Genomic DNA, 20,156 nt, shown 5'->3' on the forward strand with positions numbered 1-20,156 from the left:
GACGAATAATGTACAGCTCAGGCATGTTTTTCTTCTATTTGTTCTCATCAGCGCTGGTGTTTGCGCTGGTTAACCGCGTATTGCGTCACCGACTGACATATATATCCGCTTTTTCCGTGCTGGCGGCTTTAGGCTGGGGGTATATCTTCGAAGGCGACTATATTGTCCCGGCGGCAGTGTTTTTCAGTTTTTATATTCTTGTCACATTAAAAGAGAAAGGTTGGTTAAAAACCTGGCAGGCGGTCACATTAACGCTGCTGCCGCTGTTTCTGGTGAAATTACATCTGAACAACCACTGGGGCATGATCGGGCTCTCTTTTATGACTTTCCGCGCCATCGATGTGCTGCTGTACCGCAGTAAAAAGGATGGCCAGAATTTTCTGCACTATTTCTGCTACCTGTTTATGCCGTTTATTATCCTGGCCGGCCCGATGTATCGCTGGCGGACCTGGATGACGGATATCAATAAACCGGTTTTCACGCTGACTCGTGAGCAGTTTTTAGTGGCTTTAGAGCAAATTATTACCGGGATTATCCAGAAATTCTTGTTCGCCATGCTGGTCGATACCCTGGTTGTTCAGCCGTGGAGCCATGAAGCGTTTACCCTGAAAGTGGGCGTGGTGATGTCGATTGCCTACAGCGCCTATCTCTACTTTGATTTTGCGGGTTACAGCAACATGGCTATCGGGGCGGGCCGCTTATTTGGCCTGAACATTCCGGCAAACTTCAATATGCCGATTCTGGCGAAAACCCCGCAGGATTTCTGGCGCCGCTTCCATATCAGCCTCTCTGAATGGCTGAGGGATGTGGTCTTTATGCCGATTTATATGAATCTGATGAAGCACAATTTTTTCCGCCAGAACAAAACGCTGGCGCAAAATATTGGCATCTTCTGCACCCTGTTTTGTATGGGGGCATGGAATGGACTCGAACGACACTACGTCATTAGCGGCGCGCTGTTTGGCGCCATTTCCGTTGTTCACAACATGCTGCAATGGTTTGCCAAACGCCATCCGGCTTTGAGCAACGGACTTCAACATCCGGTTTCTGTGTTTGTGGGACGAATTTTGACGCTGGGAAGCGCCGCGGCCTCCCTTTACATCTTTAGTGGAATGTCTCCCTTATGAAAAATGACTCCGAACTTCTGGAACTACAAGACTTCTTGCGTGCGGCATTACGCGATCCCGCGTCCCCTCAGCAACTGGCGATCAGCGGTAGCGATGAAGCCATCACCTGGCAACAGCTCTCCGTCGCGGTTACTGACTGGGCGCAACGTTACCAACAATGCAACCAACCTGCCGGTACGCCGGTGGTGTTGTACGGGCATCAGCAGGCGGAATTTGCCGTCGCGCTCTATAGCTGCCTGTTGCACAATATTCCGTACATTCCGGTGGACTGCATCTATCCGCAGGAGCGTCTCAAAGAGATTTGCCAGCTCGCCAATGCCCCCTTCTATTATGATGTGGCCGCGAAAAAATTTATCGCGACCGGTATAACCGGCCAGGTACTGGCCGAGCCAGATCTTGCCTACATCATGTTTACCTCCGGCAGCACCGGAAAACCGAAAGGGGTGCAGATTGGACGTGAAAGCGTCTGGCATTTCATGAAGTGGGTAAGTCAGGACTTTTCCTTGCCGGAAAAACCGGTGCTGATGAACCACGCGGTGTTCAGCTTCGATCTCTCGCTGATCCCCCTGCTGGCGAATCTGGCTACTGGCGGGCATATTGTGCTGAACGCGAAAGAAGATATCGCGGCGGAAAACTGGCTGGATCGCCTGAAAGCGAACGATGTTTCCGTCTGGGTTTCTACCCCCTCTTTTGCCTATCAGCGCCTGCTGTCGCCCCAGTTTAATAGCGACTATCTGCCTGAACTGAATGTCTTTATCTTCATTGGCGAAGTATTAAATAAAGCGCTGGTAAAACAGTTACGCCGCCGTTTCCCGCAGGCCAAAATCCTTAACTCCTACGGCCCAACGGAAGCGACTATCGCCACCACGGTGGTTGAAATCACCGATGAAATTCTCAATAACGACAACCCGCTGCTGCCCGTTGGCGTGATGATGCCGGACACCCACATGGAAATTACCGCCGATGGCGAGTTGATCATCTGGGGTAAAAATGTGATGCGCGGTTATCTCGGCCTGCCGCAAGAGAACGCGACAAAATTGCTGCGACGCGAAAGTGAAGAATATCGCGGTTACAGAACTGGCGATCTGGGTTACGAAGACGGTCTTATCTACTGCCAGGGCCGCAACGATAGCCAGATCAAACTGAACGGCTACCGTATTGAAATCAACGAGATTGAAAATCGCCTGCTGGCGATGTCCGGCATCAGTGAAGCGGTTGTGCTGCCGCTGATGAAATCATGCGGAAGCGTTCTGCGAATTGCGGCATTCTGCGTGACGGATCTGGCACCAGAGGTGATCAAAACATCCCTTTCGAAAGTGATCCCCCATTACATGGTGCCGTCACAAATTATTATTAAAGATGCATTGCCGCTTAATCCGAACGGCAAAATCGATCGTAAATTGCTGGACACCCATGCCCGCACGAATTAATTAGCCAGGAAACTATTATGGAACAAGAAATTCTCGCCCTGTTTGAAAAAGTGTTATCCCGCAAAGTGGGCTTTCATGATGAACTGATTGAGTCTGATATTCTCGACTCAATTCTGGCGGTCGATTTGGTGCTGGAAGTGCAGGACGTTTACGGCTGCATGATCCCGCCGACCGAAGTCGCCACCGTGCTGAAAACCCCTGCGGATTTGGCGCGCTACATTGAAGAAAACCGTTAACCGTTTGTGAGGTTAATGGCTTTTGTGAAAACCCTGAATGATTTGATTCGGGGTTTTTTTATACCATTTCATCTCCCCTGACACTCCCTATTTCGCTTGTTATTAAATAACTTTAATCCCATTAAAAATATTAGTGTGATCGCCCTCATATTTATCTTGATGACATAAAAATCGTCAGCCGCGTTACTAATATTAACTCTTTATTTACCAAGCAGTTAATTTCTTTATAACAAAAAAGGAACATATTTAATATTTATATCGATTTTATCGATTAATTTCTTTTCTTTAATTCCCGATAAAAGATATAGCGCGGTCTGATACCAGGGTTGCCGACGCTAAACCAACCATATAAAACAACAACAGGTTAGCATGCTATGAAATTATCCTTTGCCCAGAAACTGTGGATCCCACTCATCGTCGCGCTGTTATGTCTTGCCGGAACGTTATTTTTCGGCTCTGTAAAAATTAAAGAGAACCAGCTCACATTGCGAGAACGGGAGTTAATGCATGTATCGCAGTTAGCCCTTAACGTTGTAAAAACGCAGGCTGCACTTGCCGACAAAGGATTGATTTCACAAGAGGAGGCTCAGCAACGGGCCCTTCAGACTATTAAAGATTTGCGTTATGGTGAAACCGGTTATTTTACCATTCTGAATAACCAGGCGCAGGTCATCATGCACCCGATAAATGCCGCGCTCATTGGCAAAGGACCAGATATTTCCGATGCAAATGGGGTTTATATTTTTCGGGATATGGTGGCGGTTACCAAAAATGATAACGCCGGTTTCACGCAGTATATTTTCCCGCGCCCCGGCGAAACAGAGCCGCAACCTAAAGTTGCCTACAGTATTCCGTGGACACCCTGGGGCTGGATAATCACTACCGGCTTATATGTCGATGATATTCAGCAAGCGTTTATGAGTTCGCTTTACCAGAATATGATTGAATTCGTTGTCATCAGCCTTGTACTTTCGATTCTTGTCTATTCCATTAATCGCAGCACGCTGAAAACGCTCGGTGGTGAACCGCGTTATGCCGCAGAAGTCGTCTCGCGGATCGCCTCCGGGGACCTGTCGCAGGCGGTGAACAAGAAAGCCAACGATAACGAAAGTCTGGTACATGAAATGGGAGTCATGCGCGAGCAGTTGACCTCGGTTATCGCGGAGATCAGGGGCGTCGCGGAAGTCATTAACACTAGCACCCATGAGATCGTCGCCGGAAACCAGGAGATTGCTGAACATTCCGAGCAGCAGGCCGTGTCGCTGGAAAAAACGTCGTCCAGCATGGAAGAGATTACCGCTGCCGTAAAACAAAACGCAGAAAATGCCGGGCAGGCGCGCGAGCTGGCACGAGGCGCGGTGGATATCGCTTCGCGTAGCGGCGTGATGATGCAGAATGTGAACGGCACCATGAGTGGCATTTCTGAAAGCGCCGGTAAAATCGCCAACATTATTGAGGTGGTCAATAGCATTGCCTTTCAGACCAACATTCTTGCGCTGAACGCAGCCGTTGAGGCAGCGCGCGCCGGTGAGCAAGGAAAAGGGTTTGCTGTAGTGGCCAGTGAAGTGCGAAATCTGTCCCTGCGCAGCTCTCAAGCCGCACAGGAGATAAAAGTGCTGGTCGAAGAGTCGGTAGCGCGAGTCAACAGTGGTTCTACCCAGATCAAAACCGCCGGAAGCCATATCGACGAGATGATTGAAGCCGTGCAGCGCGTTTCAGATATCATGTCGCAAATCTCGGTGGCGACCGATGAGCAGAGTATCGGGATAAGTCAGGTGAATGAATCGATCGTACAAATCGACTCGGTGACGCATCAGAACTCCCAACTGGTTCAGCATGCCGTTGCCGCCGCCAGCGCCCTGGAAGCACAGACCCGGCGGCTGACCCAAACCGTGGCCTTCTTTAATACGGGCCGCTAATCGATCCGTAACACACCGGGAACCCGTGCACGAGGGTTCCCGGTAATTAACATCGTCATTCCAGGCCCCCCTCATCCAGAAAGCCATTCCCTGTCAGATAAAGCGCAAGGCAGATTACAGTATTAAATATCTGCTATTCCGACGGATATCGCCTCTCAGTATTATGACTACCCGTGACGTTATCCTTTAAATTTCTGCACCGGAATTGGCCGATTATGACAAACTGCCCGCAATGTTAAGCATGGAAGATGTCCGGATTATCGGCGCACGTTACAATAGGGGGCTTATCCCGACGCTGGAAGAAATTAAGAGAAATACGTCGTATGGCGACTTTATTGTCAATCACTGGCAGCGATTCAGCAGACTGATTTGGGGATAACATGAATAAGTTAGTAAGGATTGTTTTACTGTTGACGTACTGCCTGGGTCTTATACTTTTATGCCTGATCTCCGTCGATAAATATTCATGGATGAGTGAAATGGATCCTTCACTATCTGCGGGTTCAATCACCGCAGATACCAGCAACAGCGACCTGACCTCGCTTTTGATCTTTATCTGCATCATCGTTATCCAGCTTATTGCCGTCATTTTCGAGAAAACGCATAAAATGAAGGGCCTTGCGGTTGTCCTGACTCTTATCGCCGCCGCCGTTTTTGTCGCCAGAACACACTATTTCTAAGCGGCGAAGATTTGTCACTCCCCCGTTTTTGCCGATCGCGCGCCGCTTACTGGCTGGCCGACCACTGTGTTAACAGAGCATGCAGCGTTGCAGGCTCCAGCGGCTTGCGCAGCACCAGATACCCCTCCTCTTCTGCGTCGCGCAGTACCGGAGAGTTGAACTCGCCGCTGACCATCGCCCCGCTGACCTTTGGCAGGCGTTCAAGTAGCGCCTTGAGGATTTCAAAACCGCTTTCGCCCGAGCGCAATCGCTGATCGCACAGCACGACGCTTGGGGTAAATCCCCCGTCGACAATAGCAAAAGCCTCTTCGGCGGAGGCGGCGCAGCGTACAACGATCCCCCAACTGCTCATCAAACTTTCCCAGGCGGAGGTGACCAGCGGATCGTCATCAACCACAAGACAGCTTCCCCGTAGCGATGCCCGGCGGGTAACCGGTACGACGGCGTCAATGGCTGGGGTGGGATCGAGCGCTTTACTCTCTCCCTGATGCTGCTGAAAGCGCATCCAGAAGCGGGAACCTTTATCCTCAATAGATTGCATACCGTAAGTGACGTTCATCAGTTTCGCGCAGCGCGCCACCACGGCAAGCCCGAGGCCGTGCCCGGCACTGTCGATTTTCCACGCCAGTTCGGGGCGGTAATAAGGGGAGAAGATTTTGTTTTTTTCGTCATCGGCGATGCCCACCCCGGTGTCCCACACTTCAAGGAGACACGCTTCACCGCGCGGGCGGATCGCCACCAGCACGCCCCCTCGCGGCGTGTAGCGCAGGGCATTCTGGATCAGATTGATCAGCGACTGGCGCACCAGCAGCGGGTCGCCCATCACGTAGATGCGCCGACCGGGCCGCCAGGTACGGAGCTTCAGTCCCCGGCTTTTCGCCTCCTCGCGAAACAGCGTGATGACTGAATCCAGCAGCGCACCGATGTCCACATGGGTTGTGGTGGTCATCATATTGCCCGATTCAATCTTGCTCAGATCAAGTAACGAATTGAACATCAACTGAACGGAGCGCACGCTTTGCTGCAAGTCCAGCAACTGCGGCATCAGCGCGTCATTACTGTTTTTATGAATAATCGCCTCAATAAGAAAACCCATGGCGTGTACGGGCTGGCGCAGATCGTGGCTGGCTGTGGTCAGAAACTGATTTTTATCCCGCAGCGCTTGCTCAGCCTCCTCTTTTGCCTGGCGAAATTGTTCTGCCAGACGCGCACTCTCCTCTTCCAGCCTGGCCTGCTGAATAAAAAAGGCATGCGACGTTAACGCGTGACGGTAGATCGCAAAACCGTACAGCAGGTTCAGCATCAGAACGATCAACATCACGTCGTCCATACGCCAGATGATGCCGAGATTTAAGAATCCCCAGGAAGAGAAAAAAAACCGTTTAAAGGTACTGATGACCGGTGTTAAATGCGTCGCGTTGGCGGCGACAATCGCAGCGATGCTGATATTCAGCAGCAGGAAAAAATCAAAGTTTTGGTTCTGCGGGGTAATCAGGTAAAGCGAAGAAATACCCATCCCGTGAGCGAAGGCGACCTTATTAAGGTTCGGCAGCCAGCGGCGCAGAACATCATCTGCATTATTTTCTTTGATTTCCCGCAGATAGCGTCGGTGCCATATTCTGATTAACCCTGCGCAGAGCAGGTAAATAACGATCCAGACAAGGGTTGGCCCGGTGTTTCCCCCTAACCAATATATCCAGATTGCAAATGGAATGCCGACAAAAGGCACAGCAGTAAAGCTGAACACCAGGCGGATAAAGGTATTATTGAGCAGGCGGATCTGCGCGCGCGATGAAATGGCACTATTACCCACATCGGCTATCCATTTCATGATGATTCGTCCCGCTGGCCGTGGAGAAGTGTAATGACTTCCACACGGGTATTCACACCCAGTTTTTTTAAAATATTGCTGATGTGCTCTTTAACCGTAGGCTCTGATATTGAAAGTTGCGAAGCGATCCTTTTATTGGGCAATCCACGCATCATCATCTGTAAAACCTCTCCCTGACGTGGCGTTAAGTTAAATTTTTGCAATATAGCACTGTCTTTTTCATTTATCTCAGCATGAGGTTCCGGAAACCATGTCTGATTATTCATAAGCGCTTGAACTGCCTCACCAAATAATTCCGGCGCCTCGTTTTTCAGCACAAAACCATGCCCCCCGGCATTCTGCACTTTCATCCGGATATCATTATTTTCGTCGCCGCTTACCACTAGCAAACGCACTTTAGGAAAGTTGTTCTTAATTTCTTTTAGTAATTTCAGTGCGGTAGAAGATGAAAGCCAGAAATCAATGATCAGCAGGTCTGGCGGGCCATTGTCGCGGATATGCCGATAACAGCTCTCCTCATCCGCCACCACCATGACTGATCTGAACCCTAAATGGGACGCCAGAAAATTAGCAATTCCGCTGCCGACCAAAGGGTGGTCATCAATAACCAACGCATAATATTTTCCCAAAGGTATCTCCTTTTGGTGAGTGGAAAGGGCGATATTCTGCCAATTTCCACATCAACAACACTCCCTACTTTAGGAGGGTTTTGTATTCCAGAAAAGAGAAATATCTTATTTCAGTTCTTAAAAAAGAGAAATGTTTTGCCATAGCGCAATCGATACGGACTGATTACAAGGATAATTTATGAAAAAGCCACTCATCGCACTCGCCGTTACAATTATGGTCGCGGGTTGTTCAACGTTGAAAACCGATCAGGCTATTCCGCTCCTTCAGGCGGAAACAGCAAAAATGCTGGGACTGGGATCATCCGATGAAATTACCGTTACCCAGGTGAATGGTGCTCAGCCTGATGCGCTGGGCGGGCAAAAACTTACCTATCGCGCGACCACAGAAAAAGGCCGTATTTTTGATTGCTCATCCATGATGATGCCGGGAATTTTAGGTTCTGCGCCGACCCTGAGCGCACCAACCTGTACGCCGGTTGTTACCCATAAATAATCTGTCGCAGAGAACGTTATTGCCGTTCTCTATATTCACCCGCCGCAGCGTAATAACCAGGGAGTTATAGGTTTTCGTTTCGCCGGATAATTTACCTGCACGCCTGAATTCGCGAAATAAAGCGTCATACAAGTCAGTGAATTTAATCTCTATAAAACAATGACCTTCGCGACATCACGTTAATCAATCTGGAGATAGCACGTGAATGACAATTTCTCGCACCAATTAAAAGTGAAAACCTCACTTTCTAAACTTTACCTCGCCCTGTTCTCTGCCCCGCTGATGTTATTGATGCCCGAGGATACCCGGGCTGCCGATGTGATTTTTGACGGCGATACCCAGGTCACGCAGTCGTTAGTCTATACCGACGATGTCTATGTGGGCCGCACGCAGAGCGGCAACTTACTCATCAATAACGGGAAAATAACGGCTTACAACGTCAATATCGGCAGGCTCTATAACGGTCAGATTTTCAACAGCACGGTGACGGTCAGCGGACCGGATGCTGAGCTGAACGCCCTGAACGATCAATTCGTACTGCACGGCAGTATGGACCTTGGCCTCGGCACGCTACGGGTCGAAAATGGTGCGCTGGCCAGCGCGAAAGAGATTGTGGTGGGCACCACCCGGGGCTATGACAGCCACCTTATCGCCACTGGCGCGAACTCCCGCGTCACCAGCAACTATCTGAGCGTTGGCACCACCGCGGGTTCACGCTCTACCGTTTCAATCGAGGATGGCGCGCTCCTTACCACCAACCTCCAGGCACGCATCGGCGATGGCTACGATCCGGATGAAACGGACAAGCTGAACCCGAAAGCCACAGTGACGGGTGAAAACTCCCGGTGGAACGTCACCCAGTTACTGACACTTAACGGCGATCTCGACGTGCTCAACGGCGGCGCAGTTAACGTCGGCAGCGTTGAGGTCGAGGGTGTTCCCGGTACGCGCAAAACCGCCGAGTTGTACGTCGCGGGCAATAATTCCCGCTTCACCAGCGGTGGCAATATCCTCGTGGGCGATTACGGTAACGGCGTCGTGTCAGCGGTGGATGGGGCGGTGATCTCCGCAGGCAGTAACGCGATCGTACTGGGCGATACCGGATCGGGTTCCAACCGCGGAGCGCTGGTTATCGGTAGCCGCGGCAATATAGATACCGGTACCGGCCTTACTGAGCCAACGTTAGGCGCAGCAGGTGGCGCGGGCACCATTGATGCCCAGACGGCAGTTGTCTTGCGCGGTGGGCTGTTCGGCAGCTACGTCTACTTCAATCACACCGATGATAATTATCTGTTCGCCAACACCATGAGTGGCGAAGGTGATGTCATCAACGCCTCGGGGCAGACGACACTCAACGGCGACCTGACCGGACTCAAAGCGAATGTCCTCGCCCGTGGCGGCAAAATCATTATTGCCAGTGATGTCAACACGCAGCCTGAAACCAATATTTTTGATATCCAGACCCTGAGCGCGGAAAACGGCGGGACGTTAATCCTCAACGCCACCGCCGGGAGTGACGTCAGCAACGGCCTTGGCTACAGTAGCGCCGCGTCGATTAAAGCGGGCGGTACCCTTGGCGGCAACGGCACCCTCGGGCAAACAGAGATCCTCTCCGGCGGTCATATTTCTCCGGGTGATGGCGGCATCGGCACTCTGACGCTGAAACGCTACCTGAACTTTATCGGCGAGTCGTTCTATGATGTCGATATTACCGGTGACGGGCGCAGCGATCTGCTGAACGTGGAAGGTAAAACCACCATCAGCAATCAGGCTACCGTGCAGGTCACCGCACTCGATCCGCAGACCAGCTACCAGAGCGGCCAGGTCTATCGCATTCTCAACTCGGCAGGCGGTATTGATGGTCAGTTCGCCTCTGCGGTCTCTAAATCTGCCTTCCTGGATGTGGCATTGAATCAGAGCGCGAATGCCGTAGACCTGAGCATCACGCAGAAAGAGAACGGTGAGAATCCGGGTAATCCGGGCGGTGAGAATCCGGGCAATCCGGGCGGTGAGAATCCGGGCAATCCGGGCGGTGAAAACCCGGGCAACCCCGGCGGTGAAAACCCGGGTAATCCGGGCGGCGAGAATCCCGGCAATCCGGGTGCGGGCAACCCCGGTAGCGGCAAACCGGGCATCTTCCAGACTGTGGCACAAACGAGCAACCAGTGGAATACCGCAGGCGCACTCTCGACCCTCACACAAAGCGGCCCATCGCTGGCACTCTATAACTCGCTGCTGATGTTAAGCGCACCGGAAGCACGCGACGCGTTCAATCAGCTCTCGGGCGAGGCTTACCCTTCCGTTCAGTCCACGCTTATTGCGGGCAGCACTCAGTTGTTTAACGTGTTGAATCAGCGCATGGCGAGTTCATTCGACAATGACACGCTGCCGATCCCGCCGCTGGCCATGTCATTTGCTCAGTCCGCCCCTGTGCAGAACAACGGTGTGTGGGGACAGACATTCGGCTCCTGGGTGAAAACCGACGGCGACGGTAATACCGGTAAGCTGGACGGTAACACCGCGGGCTTCCTGCTGGGTGCCGATCGCAAACTGGACAGTCATAACGTAAGAGTGGGCGGCTTCTTCGGTTACAGCCGTGGAAATTACGATGTCGACAGCCGTCGCTCCTCAATGGATATCGATAATTACCATCTCGGCCTGTATGCAGCGGCGCGTCAGGACGCGTTCTCCCTGCGTGGCTCACTGGTTTACACCTGGCATAAAATTGACGCCGAACGTAAGGTTGATTTCAGCGGCTACTCGGATCGCCTGAGTGCCAATTACGATGCCAACTCACTGCAGGCCTTCACCGAAGCAGGCTACCGCTTCGGCCAGCCGGAGCAAAATATCGAGCCATTCGTTAACCTGAGCTATATCCGTCTGAACACGGATGACTTCAAAGAGGACGGCGGTGCTGCAGCCCTGAGCGTGCGTAACGACACGGTTGATACCTTCTTCTCGACGCTCGGCGCACGCGCGGTGACTGAACTGCCGAAAAACGTCAGCCTTTACGGCTCGTTAGGCTGGCAGCACGCCTACGGTGACCGAAAAGCCTCCTCGCGTATGGCGTTTGCTGGCAGCGACGGCTTCACGAGCGAAGGTAACCCGGTTGACAAGGATATGCTGGTAGGCGACGTAGGCGTCAGCTTTACACTGCCGCACTCAGCGACGCTGAATGTCGGTTATAAAGGACAAATCGGTTCCGACACCCGTGTCAACGCCGTGAACGCCAATCTCCGCTGGTCATTCTAAGTGATATAGCGTGTTACCAGGCCGCCCCGATGGGCGGCTTTTTTGTTAACAGGGCGAAGGGATAGTCAAGAGTTTTACTCGTCAGTATCCGCGCTACGGAAAGAAAATAGGTAAATGACATAACTCGCGCCCACGCAGATTGTAATTCTGGCTGCTTCCCTCAGTGTAATGGTTCCATAATCTGGCAGTCTGGCTCCCAACCTGGCCATATATAAATCATATAACTCTATAAATACATTAAGTTAACCACCAAAAGCGTCCATGGAACCCCCTGAGAAAATCGAACCACCTGGTAACCTTGCGCATGAAGGTGTAATAGTCAGAGAAAGTGGATTTCCTTATCGTTGAGGTGGTTTTATGCGAGCAACAGAACAGAGTAAAGAGGAGATGGCGAAAGCTATCGGTTACGCAGTGATGGAGTTAGAAAATACAGGATGTGCTATCACGGCAGAAGCCATCAACGCGCGGCTGGAATTACGCAAGGGCTCCGAAAAGGCGTTTGCACAAAGAGCAGCGGAACAGCCATACCACATCAGGTTTAACGAATCGTTGTGTGGATGAAAACCGACAGGATTGGAACCTGTGGCCTACGGCTTAGCCGTTCCTGGAACTACCTAAGTTCACAGTAATTTACCTTGTCATTTCTGCGTTCACATGTCCTATGATGCGAATACATGCAAAGAGTTGCAAAGCTTGCGTGTCTCAAATCTACCTCACATTAGCTGCGCCTATCTTCCAGATGAATCAGTGGTTGCGAAGCACTCACTCGCTACGCCAGTGGATCTGGCAAGCTACCAACCATGTTTATGTCATGGTAGAATCGCGCCACCGGTGATATCAAAAGAAAGTTATCATGAAGATTGGTAAAATAATTAAAAATATATCCTTTACTTTTTCAATAATATTATTTTCCGTTCTTGCGCCATCAGCAATTGATAATCACATAAAACAGAAAAATGGAGAAAACACAAGGATAAAACTTAATATTTTATTTCAGACACTGAAAAACTTTATGCTAATTATAGCAACCCCCAAAATCTGGCAACATACCATCCTGCCACAAATGGAAATGTAATAATGGAGAGGAATTTTTAAGATGAAAATTAATTCATTTTTTGTTTTTGGATTAAGTTGCCTATTCATATCAGGGCCAGGCTATTCACAAGATGATAAAGGTAACGAAAAATTAAATGAGGTTACTGTAAGGGGAAACCACCCAAGAGCAAATGGTATTTGGACACAATACGAAGGCATTAACACAGCACTCCGTGGTCATGAAATCATAACGGATGTCATTGAGCCTAATTCCCAGTTCTATAACTGGAAGGGTGAACCCGTAAACGCTCATAATTTACCAAATCAAAATGCTGATAATGATAATAGCATTGACAACCGCTATCAAAACTTCCTAAGTGAAGTATGGAACTTTAAGCCTAACACTAATGCCGTTTCTATTTGGGGCGATTCCGCTGCAATAGCTAAAGATTCACAAGCATGGGGGGCATTGTTTAGTGCAAGGTCTGACTTTAAAGCCTTTGTAAAAGACGGTAAGTATCATGATCTGGCACCTGCTGGCTCTGATTTCACGTTCAACCCGGACGATTATGACAACCAACTTGTTGGTGTTGAAATTGATGTGCATAACGGCGGAAAGCCAGGCGTCTTTCCTAACAAATCAAAAGTTGGTTTGCAGGTAGTTGGCTTCGGTAATCCTAACTCTATGGCTATGGAAGTACGCAGTGAAGATACCGATAAGGACGTTCCTGCCGAAAAGAGACGCGGTGTATGGGAAAGTGGAATTTATTTCAAAAACTCCATAGCTGACTACGGAAGACTTATCGTTGCTGACTTTGATAAAGCCAAAATGGGCTTTGATTTCAGGAAGTCTCTATTCAGAGAAGGTATCATGCAAGCCCGCTCAGAAGGTGTTGGCACTGGTATCATCCTGAACGAAGGTAAATCAGGCGAAATTTATGGTGGCCTGAGATGGAACGAATCAGATGATAAGAGAAACTGGATTTCCATAAGAAATGGACAGGGTGGCGCTCGCATAGTTTCGAATGATAACACTAAAGAAATATTTGCTGTTGATAATGACGGCGGAGTTTACATTAATGGCGATGTATATATAAATGGTAAAAAAATAAACGACCTGCTAGCTCTTGATGAGAGAGTCTCAAAATTAGAAAAACAATTGAGCGAAATGAAGAAATAAAAAATTGGGGGTGATGTATATCACCCCTTAAATTTATTTACTTTACAGTTTTCCAATGCTTGAAATTGCATCTTGTAGTGCTTACACAATTGGAGAAATGAACTGGTCATATAGCAACCCAAGAAAGCCATCTTCACCTTCGAATTAATCGCCAAAATCACCAGTTTCAATCCTGTTTAGCGATGCTTTAACTTCCTGTGCTATATATCCATAATGAGTACGCTTACCTTCAACAAACCTTACAACGTTTTTTACTTTGGAACTTTGACAGTTTCCATTTTTGGAGCGCTCGCTTTCTCAAGGAAATGGCCATCTTCGTCAAATACGCTTATTGACTCAAATACCGGATTATCAACTTCAACCTAAACATATTCACGCACAATTTTGACTGAACCGCCTACCACCAATCGTTCGTTTACTTCTTCTGTTTTTAACAATTTCTATCCTTAGGATTAAGCTGAATAGCGTCACGAAACGCGACAAAAACATCGTTTCTGTAGGGCTTAGCCACCCACTGAAACACTGTTTATAAAAACAGCATCTTGAATACCATTTTAGCCAGCAGCTACGGTGGAAATTTTCGAATCTATGGCGAAGAGGATGTGATCGTGAGATGGCAAGACCCCAATCAGGTATCTGAGCATCATCTCAGCGCTGTATGACATATCAGCTAGTTAAATCAACAATCTTAAGTTCATTTAAAAACTTACCTCCAAAACAACAGTTGTTGAACTATCATAATCTTTCTATTTCCATTCAAATCAATAACACAAAAGAGACATATGGATGAGCAGCACAATTTTTAGCCCTTTAGAAGTCGAAGAATCCGGAAAAAAGAGCGCCAGCTTAACAACTGATAAATCACGTCATAATTATTTGGATTTATCAAAAGGTCTGGCCATCTTTCTTGTTATAGAGACCCACGCAAGGGAAATGGCAGGAACTAACTTTTATGGGTTTATTTTAAAAACTGCGTTCTACTCGCTAGACCGAAATGGCGTGCTGTTATTTTTTCTATGCTCAGGAGCATTGCTCTTATCAAAGGACACATTTGATACAGCCAAACTTTTTAAGAGATGCTTCAGGTTAACAATCATCCTGTCAATATATTCTATAGTGACAAATAGCGTATTCTACATAGCTGATGGTAAGAATGCACTTCTTGAAATAAAAGACGCATTGTTGTTTAATAATATGTTAACATCATTTAATTATGACAAGGCAATACACTTATGGTTTTTGTGCGCTTACATACCTTTATTATTAGCATCACCATTAATTGGACTTGCTGTTAGATCAATGTCTGGCAAGGCTCTTACGTTCTCTATTTCATTATTGTTTTTATGTGGCCCACTATCAAAAGTAATGACAACTATAGATATTCAGGGTTTTGAATTATTTGATGCAGGTGACAAAGCAACATTTCTGATGTACATGGTTATTGGTTACGCTATTCATAACGACAGACTAATGATTTGCAAAACCAAGCCTTATTTAGCACTACTGGTAGCCGTCATTAGCGCTATTATTAGCGTCATTTGTCAAAATTTCATGTTCACTTCTGGTTTTTTTAATGAGAATGACTGGAGAGTGCTTAGCAACTACTCTTCATCTATATTCCTCCTCCCATCTGCAGTTTTTTTATTTATATTCCTGAGGAACGCAAAAATAAAATCAAACATCATTGAGAGAATTGGAAGATGTTCATTTGGAATTTATTTGACTCATTATATGATTATGAAATGCATGTTCATGGTGATTCCTAAATTCTCCTCGTTGCTCGAGAAATATGTGATGTCTATGATAATGGCGCTGGTTGCGTTGCTCCTTAGCATGATTGCCTCAGGGCTACTGGCACGATTAAGACTTTCCTACTTAGTAAGATAGTCTAGAGTTTCTTCTCTTCTGGCGCAGAAAAGGCATAGCCATCTGCGCCAGAAGAGCCTGGTTTGTTTCATAATGCAGAGCAGCGTGCTGTTCAGGTGGTTGGGTCGGGTTTTTCTGGACAATGAATAGCTGGCAGGGTGATATCCAGCGCATCACTGTAACCCAACCAGGCATGCGGGTCTGTGGTCTCTGAATCGCTCAGTTCCCCACCGGGATTTTTGTCTGCCATACAGAAATGGTCGGGGCGATTTATGATAACAATAGCCGCCGTTGATTTTCTGCTATCGCCATAGGGTCCTGATCTGGCAGTCGTTCAATACGCGGTCCGCTCTCGTCAAATATGGCTGCATAACCTGACGGTGGATTAAAAACTCAAAATAATCAGCTTCGCTGATTTCTCACGGGTCCGCAGGTAATGAGCCAGTTGTTTTATACGCATCCAATACATTATTGTCCAGGTAAAACCCCTACGTGCTGATACTGTAAAAAATTTCATATCAATATCCTACCACTCTGAAATTAAAATACGGGACCCGTCCGGTTTGTGTGGTTTTGATGGATACTGTGATATAGATTTTCAGCAAACCGGAGCCGTCATCGTTATCACGACACGTTTTGACATCACCGTTATATCCAGGATTTTGCTTCCCGAACCGGCCACCGACCAGTGTCGCTATAGCGATTAGGATTCCTTTCGGCATTGCCTGCGATAGTGTGAATTTGTAGAAATGCATGTAATACATTATTCCACCGACTGTTTGTGGGTTATACGTCCCAACTGGGTTGCCATTGCAATAACTCGGGATCCGGACTGTACATTTACGACCACGAGCTGCTTTACATGAATCAGTCATTACGCCTCCTGCTTATCGCATAATTGCTGAAACTCGCAGTTCTGTGGAATCGTCAGAGCCAGGCCGAATTGCGCGCACCAGGCTTCGACTTTGCATAGAAAATCGTACATTTTAACGGTATCCAAATCGGAGGTATGCCGCGGCTCCCCGTGAGTGGTTTTCTCTCCGATAATGAAGTCGGTATAGGTGACCTCCATACAGTCGAGACAGGTTTGTAAGTATCCCGCATAATCGTGCCATTCACATTTAGAGATCCTCCGGCATAATCAATCTGCCAACAAAGGAGATCGCTATGCGTAAAGCCCGTTTTACTGAGCATCAGATCATTGCCGTAATTAAATCGGTTGAAGCCGGACGAACTGTTAAAGATGTCTGCCGGGAGGCCGGTATATCTGAAGCCACCTACTACAACTGGAAGTCCAGATACGGCGGCATGGAGGCTTCTGATATTAAAAAGATCAAGGATCTTGAGGACGAGAATCGGCGTCTCAAACAGATGTTTGCCGACCTGAGCCTTGAGAACCGGGCGCTGAAAGACGTTATCGAAAAAAAGCTTTAAAACCAGCCTTTAAGCGTGAGCTGGTCACTCATCTGATAACAACATTTGGACTCAGTATCCGTCAGGCCTGCCGGAGTCTGAACCTGAGCAGAACGGTTTACCATTACTGTCCGGATACCACGCGTGACGAACCCGTTATTGTCGCGTTGCAGGCAATGGCAGAGCGATACCCACGGTACGGTTTTCCAAAACTTTTCCAGGTTCTGCGGCGGCAGGGATACCCGTGGAATCACAAAAGGATCCATCGTATTTATTGTCTGCTGAAGCTGAATTTTCGCCGTAAAGGCAAACAACGGTTGCCAGTGCGTAATCCCTCGCCACTGGCCACACCGGAAGCGCTGAACCAGAGCTGGTCTGTCGATTTTATGCATGATGCCCTGGTCTGTGGTCGTCGTTTTCGCACGTTCAATGTCGTTGATGACTTTAACCGTGAGGCGTTGTCGATTGAAATCGATCTGAATCTGCCAGCTCTGCGCGTGGTCCGTGTACTCGACAGGATCGCGGCAAATCGCGGCTATCCGGTCATGCTACGCATGGATAATGGTCCGGAATTTATCTCACTTGTACTGGCTGAATGGGCAGAGCAACATGCAGTAAAACTGGAATTTATTCAGCCGGGTAAACCGACGCAGAATGCTTTTATTGAGCGCTTTAACCGAACATACCGTACAGAAATACTCGATTTTTATCTGTTCAGAACGCTGAATGAAGTGCGGGAAATCACGGCAAGATGGGTGTCAGAATATAACTGTGAACGCCCTCATCAATCACTGAACAATATGACGCCGGAGGAATATCGGCAACACAATCATTTGGCCGGGATCTCAAAAAATGCCTGGAACTAAAACGGGTCTATTTACAGTGGCATTGATGTTCGAGTTTGGCACCCTAATGCAAATGCCAGCACACCTCCCGTTCAGCTTATTCAATGCAAACGAACAAAATCAAAAATTGACAAGGTGTTGGTAAAATCTCTCTGGGCAGATGTTATTGATGAAAATGCTAAGGGTGGAATCATTGTAACAACATCATCATTTTCTCCTGGTGCTCAAGAAATTTGTAAAGCTAAAAAATATCCTATTAGAGAAGTAAATAGGGGAAAAGTCATTCAGTGGTTAAATGAATTACGCAGAGTAGGTAGAGGCGTATTTATGGGCGATTAGAATCAGATACTGAGGTTGTTTACTCGCTAGGAATTTAATGTCAGCTACTTGATGACGGTTAAAGGCGAGAAGGTAGTTAATATTATTATTTGCACAATGATATAATTTCCTTCAGTTTTTCTAAATCTAATTCATTGTTTTTAAAGCGATGTACCATAGCATGGCAATTGGGACATAAAGGAATCAGATCATGTTCTGGATTGACCTTATAACGTTTTCCTATCATGTTCAAGGGTATGATATGATGTACATGGATAAAGCCTTTACCGTGATCACCATATTTCTTTTCAAAATCAAAACCACAAGCTTTACATTTATAACCATGAATTTTAATGCATTTCTCTCTAGCATCCTTATTTCGTTCATAAGAATTTACAGACACTAAATTTCGAGTCCCTTCAAAATACTCTTCTTCTTCACCTATTTCATCTGGTAAATAGTCGAATACATTTCGGTATGCATACCAAGCTTCTCCATCATGTTTTATGTGAGCTTTTAAAATATTGTCACTAATTCTTCCAATTTTTGGTTCATCTTCATCATCACCAATATTTTCTTGATGAAAGATATATAGGCTATATCCTTGATCTAATAATTTCAAATGCTCGATTGCTTGAGAGTATCCTGGTTGTCGGCGATTGTTTTTATATTCCCAACTTTTATGCATTATCAACGATTTATCATTGTCAGTATTGAAATCCCACGCACCAAAGATAACCATTTTTTTCTTCATGGTTAGCAAATGACCAACTCCAGTTCCAGTTATTGCAAACCGCACCTTTAGATAATATAAATCGCTTACGTGATTCGCTCATACGAGAGACCTTTATATGAATTTTTCGTTTTTTATCCTTGCACTATGCCAGCATTAGGATTGGGGCACAATAAACAATGCCTCCCCATTTCAAGCAGGCCTGCTTCCTAAATTTACACATGATAATGCTAGTAATACCTTACTGACGGATGACAACAATCGCCAACTCCCGCTCCTCACTCATATGAGATAACCATAATCACATCTCCTAACCCAAAGGAGATTGATCATGACAACATCCCCTAGGACAAGGACTGAATCGACACGGCATCGGTAGTCATCTTTTTAGCGCCAACTTCCGCTTCTCGCTCACTACAGACCTTGCCGAGCATGAACTCCTTCTGTGTCCAGGTGTGGAACAATCTGTGTTGTTCAACGGGGAGCAAGTCAGAGCAAATCTGACAGTCAGGCAGAGTTTGAGATTACGCTAGGGACTAAGTTAAGCAGTCCTGTCATCGCAAAGCTAAATTAGCGTCAAGAAACGCTTTAGGCTGCCGAAATATACATTTACTGTTATTCCTGAAAATAAACAAAATGGATTGATCCGTATGAAGAAACTCTTACTTCTTGTTCCACTGATGTTTACTGTGCCGGTACAGGCTTCTGAAGTCACGGTAGGTCAGGTTTGCAAGGCTGCTTCTGCTGCGATGTTTGGTCGTGACCATAAGATCATGCAGTTGGATAAAGTCGAATCAGGCATTGCCTACGTACATTATATCCGACAGAACGATGGCACCCGTTGGGCAATCAAGTGCAAACTTATAGGTGATCAAGTTATGTGGGCATCTGACAATCCTGACAGCACCGGTCGCTGGCGGGATGATCCTGCAGATAGTACGGTCAAATATGCTATTGATGGTAAAAAAATTATTATTACCGAGCTCTACAGTGACGGTTCCAATACCACTAACTCTTATCCATTGAAGCAACTAAAGTAACTCAGATCTGCTCTCGATTGATTAAGACACCTCAATGTTAGTCATGTTGTTGGAGTTGCAAACTTCCGCTTTTCGCTGTGAGTTCAACCAGCTGGTTGGTCCGATCCGTGCCAAGTGAGAACATTGCTA

Annotated in this window: 19 protein-coding genes and 1 pseudogene; 14 read left to right on the forward strand and 6 right to left on the reverse strand. The window is 47.5% G+C overall.

The window, feature by feature from the left end; all coding sequences use genetic code 11:
- Nucleotides 1-8: 8 nt before the first annotated feature.
- The 5 genes from C5523_RS20775 to C5523_RS20795 all read left to right on the forward strand — a co-directional run bounded on the left by C5523_RS20775 (nucleotide 9) and on the right by C5523_RS20795 (nucleotide 5,392).
- Nucleotides 9-1,127: an MBOAT family O-acyltransferase gene (locus tag C5523_RS20775; RefSeq protein ID WP_101999298.1), complete on the forward strand. Its 1,119-nt coding sequence runs from the start codon at nucleotides 9-11 to the stop codon at nucleotides 1,125-1,127.
- The gene (locus C5523_RS20780) at nucleotides 1,124-2,557 is read left to right on the forward strand and encodes an AMP-binding protein (protein ID WP_041852335.1); all 1,434 of its coding nucleotides are present in this window, start codon (nucleotides 1,124-1,126) and stop codon (nucleotides 2,555-2,557) included. The genes C5523_RS20775 and C5523_RS20780 overlap by 4 nt, the downstream gene beginning before the upstream one ends.
- Nucleotides 2,558-2,574: 17 nt before the next feature.
- Nucleotides 2,575-2,793 (forward strand): acyl carrier protein, encoded by a 219-nt coding sequence (locus C5523_RS20785; RefSeq protein ID WP_041852336.1) that lies wholly within the window; start codon nucleotides 2,575-2,577, stop codon nucleotides 2,791-2,793.
- Nucleotides 2,794-3,167: 374 nt separating this feature from the next.
- A complete protein-coding gene (locus C5523_RS20790) occupies nucleotides 3,168-4,712 on the forward strand; it encodes a methyl-accepting chemotaxis protein (RefSeq protein WP_071195767.1) in 1,545 nt (514 codons plus the stop codon).
- Between the two features lie 479 nt (nucleotides 4,713-5,191).
- Complete coding sequence (locus tag C5523_RS20795; protein ID WP_108701891.1) at nucleotides 5,192-5,392, forward strand: hypothetical protein; 201 nt, start codon at nucleotides 5,192-5,194, stop codon at nucleotides 5,390-5,392.
- A gap of 46 nt (nucleotides 5,393-5,438) precedes the next feature.
- Here C5523_RS20795 and C5523_RS20800 read toward each other — a convergent pair whose 3' ends face one another.
- Both C5523_RS20800 and C5523_RS20805 read right to left on the reverse strand, forming a co-directional pair.
- Complete coding sequence (locus C5523_RS20800) at nucleotides 5,439-7,223, reverse strand: hybrid sensor histidine kinase/response regulator (RefSeq protein WP_108701892.1); 1,785 nt, start codon at nucleotides 7,221-7,223, stop codon at nucleotides 5,439-5,441.
- Nucleotides 7,220-7,852 carry a response regulator transcription factor gene (locus tag C5523_RS20805; protein ID WP_041852340.1) on the reverse strand — a complete coding sequence of 211 codons (633 nt, stop codon included), beginning with the start codon at nucleotides 7,850-7,852 and terminating at the stop codon, nucleotides 7,220-7,222. The genes C5523_RS20800 and C5523_RS20805 overlap by 4 nt, the downstream gene beginning before the upstream one ends.
- Nucleotides 7,853-8,030: 178 nt before the next feature.
- Between C5523_RS20805 and C5523_RS20810 the strand changes: the two genes are divergently transcribed.
- The 6 genes from C5523_RS20810 (at nucleotide 8,031) to C5523_RS20835 (ending at nucleotide 15,699) form a co-directional block, all read left to right on the forward strand.
- Complete coding sequence (locus C5523_RS20810) at nucleotides 8,031-8,345, forward strand: hypothetical protein (protein ID WP_041852341.1); 315 nt, start codon at nucleotides 8,031-8,033, stop codon at nucleotides 8,343-8,345.
- A 201-nt stretch (nucleotides 8,346-8,546) separates the two neighbouring features.
- Nucleotides 8,547-11,597: an autotransporter domain-containing protein gene (locus C5523_RS20815; protein ID WP_108701893.1), complete on the forward strand. Its 3,051-nt coding sequence runs from the start codon at nucleotides 8,547-8,549 to the stop codon at nucleotides 11,595-11,597.
- Between the two features lie 357 nt (nucleotides 11,598-11,954).
- Nucleotides 11,955-12,158, forward strand: coding sequence for a hypothetical protein (locus tag C5523_RS20820; RefSeq protein ID WP_107222570.1), 204 nt, complete (start codon nucleotides 11,955-11,957; stop codon nucleotides 12,156-12,158).
- Between the two features lie 292 nt (nucleotides 12,159-12,450).
- The gene (locus C5523_RS20825) at nucleotides 12,451-12,672 is read left to right on the forward strand and encodes a hypothetical protein (RefSeq protein WP_108701894.1); all 222 of its coding nucleotides are present in this window, start codon (nucleotides 12,451-12,453) and stop codon (nucleotides 12,670-12,672) included.
- A gap of 21 nt (nucleotides 12,673-12,693) precedes the next feature.
- On the forward strand, nucleotides 12,694-13,812 hold the full coding sequence (locus C5523_RS20830; protein WP_108701895.1) for a hypothetical protein: 1,119 nt from the start codon (nucleotides 12,694-12,696) through the stop codon (nucleotides 13,810-13,812).
- Nucleotides 13,813-14,598: 786 nt separating this feature from the next.
- Complete coding sequence (locus tag C5523_RS20835) at nucleotides 14,599-15,699, forward strand: acyltransferase (protein WP_108701896.1); 1,101 nt, start codon at nucleotides 14,599-14,601, stop codon at nucleotides 15,697-15,699.
- A 91-nt stretch (nucleotides 15,700-15,790) separates the two neighbouring features.
- Here C5523_RS20835 and C5523_RS27815 read toward each other — a convergent pair whose 3' ends face one another.
- From C5523_RS27815 to C5523_RS20850, 3 genes and pseudogenes are all read right to left on the reverse strand, one after another.
- Complete coding sequence (locus C5523_RS27815; RefSeq protein ID WP_223878731.1) at nucleotides 15,791-15,928, reverse strand: hypothetical protein; 138 nt, start codon at nucleotides 15,926-15,928, stop codon at nucleotides 15,791-15,793.
- Nucleotides 15,929-16,196: 268 nt separating this feature from the next.
- Nucleotides 16,197-16,553: a nuclease domain-containing protein gene (locus C5523_RS28030; protein ID WP_108701897.1), complete on the reverse strand. Its 357-nt coding sequence runs from the start codon at nucleotides 16,551-16,553 to the stop codon at nucleotides 16,197-16,199.
- Nucleotides 16,553-16,768 (reverse strand): annotated as a pseudogene (locus tag C5523_RS20850) (hypothetical protein); the annotation flags it as partial. The gene C5523_RS28030 and the pseudogene C5523_RS20850, both read right to left, overlap by 1 nt.
- A gap of 77 nt (nucleotides 16,769-16,845) precedes the next feature.
- Between C5523_RS20850 and C5523_RS20855 the strand changes: the two are divergent.
- Together C5523_RS20855 and C5523_RS20860 are read left to right on the forward strand one after the other, a co-directional pair.
- Nucleotides 16,846-17,957 (forward strand): IS3 family transposase gene (locus C5523_RS20855; protein WP_108701898.1). Its coding sequence is split into 2 segments (ribosomal slippage): nucleotides 16,846-17,107 and nucleotides 17,107-17,957, totalling 1,113 coding nucleotides; the frame shifts between segments, so codons are not numbered across the junction.
- Between the two features lie 21 nt (nucleotides 17,958-17,978).
- Entirely contained in the window at nucleotides 17,979-18,275 is a 297-nt protein-coding gene (locus C5523_RS20860; RefSeq protein WP_223878810.1) for a restriction endonuclease, read from the forward strand.
- 85 nt (nucleotides 18,276-18,360) lie between these two features.
- Here the strand turns inward: C5523_RS20860 and C5523_RS20865 are convergent, their stop codons facing one another.
- Nucleotides 18,361-18,996: an HNH endonuclease gene (locus C5523_RS20865; protein WP_223878732.1), complete on the reverse strand. Its 636-nt coding sequence runs from the start codon at nucleotides 18,994-18,996 to the stop codon at nucleotides 18,361-18,363.
- Between the two features lie 641 nt (nucleotides 18,997-19,637).
- Here C5523_RS20865 and C5523_RS20870 point away from each other — a divergent pair.
- Nucleotides 19,638-20,027 (forward strand): hypothetical protein, encoded by a 390-nt coding sequence (locus C5523_RS20870; RefSeq protein WP_108701900.1) that lies wholly within the window; start codon nucleotides 19,638-19,640, stop codon nucleotides 20,025-20,027.
- Nucleotides 20,028-20,156: the final 129 nt, after the last annotated feature.

The organism is Phytobacter sp. SCO41 (assembly GCF_003073275.1).
GTDB lineage: Bacteria > Pseudomonadota > Gammaproteobacteria > Enterobacterales > Enterobacteriaceae > Phytobacter > Phytobacter diazotrophicus.